Annotated in this window: 2 protein-coding genes; both read left to right on the top strand. The window is 48.7% G+C overall.

Annotation, left to right across the window (positions count from 1 at the left end; genetic code table 11):
* On the top strand, positions 1 to 2,138 hold a 2,138-nt coding region (locus tag PHI12_14230), incomplete at its 5' end, for a hypothetical protein (protein MDD5511945.1).
* Between the two features lie 7 nt (positions 2,139 to 2,145).
* On the top strand, positions 2,146 to 3,450 hold the full coding sequence (locus tag PHI12_14225; GenBank protein MDD5511944.1) for a hypothetical protein: 1,305 nt from the start codon (positions 2,146 to 2,148) through the stop codon (positions 3,448 to 3,450).
* The last annotated feature ends 41 nt before the right edge of the window (positions 3,451 to 3,491 follow it).

The following is a 3,491-nucleotide window of genomic DNA, read 5'->3' as shown; positions in this document are numbered from 1 at the left end:
ATCTGGATTTGTGCGCTACCGGACGGACGAATACCGATTATACCGGTGGATACATAAGGATCGGATTCAATGAGGACAGTGACTATCGGCCGAGTTACATCCGGTTTTATTCTAAAGCTCTGGAAGCGTCGACTAACTGGTCGACGCACTTTTTGGACCTGGATGCAGCCAGCTCTGCTGATTGGGATACTCTGTATTCCAAGAACGGCATGGAAACGTATTCTCTGGTACAGATGCTCATCGGACTCTACGACCTTGGTGGGATGTGGTCTGATACAGGTTCCTATTTATATCCTACCATTGGAGCGGCGGCGAGACAGATACACGGTGCTGGATTCTATGTAGAGGGTACAGGGGTCACATCTCAAACGGGCATGTTCTGGAACGGTTCCGGTTTGACCCTGGACAGAGACGGAGCAGCAGTAGTTACGGTAGCTGCCGACAGCAAAGTGGGAATCGGCAATCCTACCCCAGCGGTCGGTCTTCATATTGGTTCGTGGGCTGGTCTTCATGGCTTGAATACTGGTCTCGATTTGATTGTTTCAAATGCCATAGAGTTGCAGGGGTATCTGTACGCTACAAACCGGATCGTCTGTGGCGATAATGTCAGCGACTATTTGATTATTGGGTACAGGGGCGATGATGGAGCACGGTTGCTTGTTGGCAACGCGGATGGCGGAGCCAATAGGCATCTCATAATAGCTGATGCGGCATATAATGTTCGGGATTTTGATCATGAAACGCTGTCTGCCGATCCAACGGTGTTTGTCCATTCCTCTACCGATCCAGATGTAGACAATACGCAGTACATATCGTTCTACCATGACAAGTCTTATTCTAGGATGCGATCTGGTAAGGGGCCTATGGTATTGGGGAGCGGAACGCCTACGGAAGTTACATCGGCCGAGGATGTTTTCGTTAGTGGTCTTTTTGAGACCCACGGCATTATTTTTGCTGGTTCCGATGTTCGTATAAAGGATGGTTCTTCGGTTGTGTTTGGGGCTGGATCTGATGCCAATATTCAGTGGAATACGAGCGGGACTAACCATAGGTTAGTGATCGGGGTGTCGGGCAGTCGCAATATTGTCATATGCGAATCGGTGGACGCTGGAAGTTTTAATCCGGCGAACAGCACTAATCCAACGCTATTTATTCAGTCTTCCGATGGCACGAGTCCGGGCGACTATGTTGCTATTTATCACGACCAGACTGATGGACGGATTATAACCGGGGCTGGATATTTGGCAGTTGGGACTGGTTCAGCAACACAGTCGTTGGTAAGCGGCGGTGTATACATCACAGGTGGTTTGGAAGTTGGAGGACTCACTTATGTCAATGTTATGTATGTGCTCTCTTCTGGGAGTATCAACCTTCCCGACGGCGCACAGATTAACATAGGTGGATCACCCGGTTCTTATGCTGATGCTCGATTGTTGTGGAGCGGAGCGAGGGATGAACTTCTTATAGGCGTTGGCACTGGTTCTACGCAGAACAAGGTAACGATCTGCGAATCTACGGATGTGGGGGTGGACTGGGGGCACGGTCCGAATGTAAATCCTACACTGTATATTCAGTCTGCTGCTGGCGGAAGCGTCAGTCAATATGTAGCTATTTATCACGATCAATCACATGCCAGAATTATATCTGGTAGTGGTGCGCTGGCGGTAGGTCTAGGCGGTACACCCGGACATGCGGGCGCTGCTGGCGATTTGTATGTTCAGTACACACTCGAGGTCGACGGTACATGTTATCTAGACGGGAACGTGCAGGTTGGCGGGGACTTGATCGTCGATGAAATCACGGATCTGAGAGCAGTCAGCTACGGTTCGGCTCCAGGTAGTGCTTCTTTTGGTTCGGGCACTATTACGGTGAATTGGTTGACAGGCAAAGCCTATCAGAAAGTGACCATTACTGCGACGTGTACAGCTTCTTCCATGACGGCTCCCGTCGGGGCCACGAAGGGTTTGACGTTGGATATATGGGCATCGGGTGGCGATCTTGACATAGACGCTACGGCTTTTACCAATGTCACTTTCAAAGGTGGCGCAGGACTACCGGTAACCATTCCCGATGGTGAGTGTGCCATTCTCACGTTGGCTTACGATGGGACTGGGTACAGGGGAACTATTATCGTATAGGTGATAAATGGCCAATCGATTTTGTCAGCATGGATTAGCTACTGGATCTAATAACGGCACTTCCTGGGAGGATGCCTATCAGAGTATCTATACAGCTGTTTCTTCGGCCGTCGCTGGCGATTCTGTTTATATCAAAGAGCATGCGGGTATTGATATATCATCTTCGGGTGAAGTTACGTTTGCCAAGAAATTGTTGCTATATGGAGGTTGCGATGCTTCGTTGACGGGTGTCCAGACGGAACCTAGGACCGGATTGACAGTGCTCGATGGCAATTTAGCAGATGTACGTGGAATAAGATTATCCGCAGGTGCGGGAAGTGAAATCAGTCGTTTCATGGTTATGGATACTCGTTGTACCGGGAATGGTGGTGCGTTTTATGTCGATGTGAACTGGGCGTCTCCGTATTACGTAATAATACGCGATTGCTTTATGGATAATTGCCATGCTGTGAACGGCGGAGCCGTTTATGCAACGCAGTCAAGTGTTTATTTTGTTAATACCCATACAGAGAATTGTTACGCTAGCGGTAGTGGTGGCGCTATTTATGCCAACGACGCTGGCGTGGTCATTGGTATACTATCTGCCGCCACCCTCGGTCCTACATATCCCTGTACTTTTATCGGCAATCATGCCGTTGGCAACGGTGGGGCTATCTGCATTGGTCCTAGTACAACCGATGTATGTACCATAGTTAAGAGTTCATTGATCGGAAACATTTCTGATAGCTCTGGTGGTGCAATTTGGTTGCGTTGCAGAGGGGTTGCTTCGAGGATTTCCAATTGCCTTATTGCTGGTAATTACGCTGCTCATATTGGCGGAGTATATTTTTATCCTGCGTCGGATAGTGGTCGTATAGTATTTTGCACTGTAGTAGGGAACGAGGCCACTGTTGGGAACGTGGGCGGAATAGAAGTAGCTGGTATTATGAATCTTAATAGCAGTATCGTGAGGGGTAATATTGGGGTGGCATCTAATATTCAGTGTAACGCCTTTGGTGAGGCCAAAATTAATAACTGCGATATACAGGACAAGGATACAACTGGAGTAGTGCCGTTTACTTCCCTTGGCACTGGGAACGTCGATGTAGATCCAGTGTTCTTGGGGTCAGGTAGTCATCCATATGATCTGACAGGCGACACGCCTTATGCGGTGGCTAGAGGTGGAAATTCGAGTAGTGGATACTTTGACGTCACTGATATAATCTTAAGAGATCGTAGTCTCTCTGTGCCTTCGATGGGCGCGTATGAGAGGATCGGTGCCGAGCCGTCATTGCTTGCGGCTTCGCATTTTGCGATGCAAGGAGCGATGTAATAATGAAAGGATGAAGACATGGATGAAGAGATGAAAGATCA

The sequence above is a fragment of the Dehalococcoidales bacterium genome, assembly GCA_028716225.1.
GTDB lineage: Bacteria > Chloroflexota > Dehalococcoidia > Dehalococcoidales > UBA5760 > UBA5760.
Note: the sequence above shows the minus strand (reverse complement) of the source record. Positions and strands in the feature narration are given on the sequence as shown.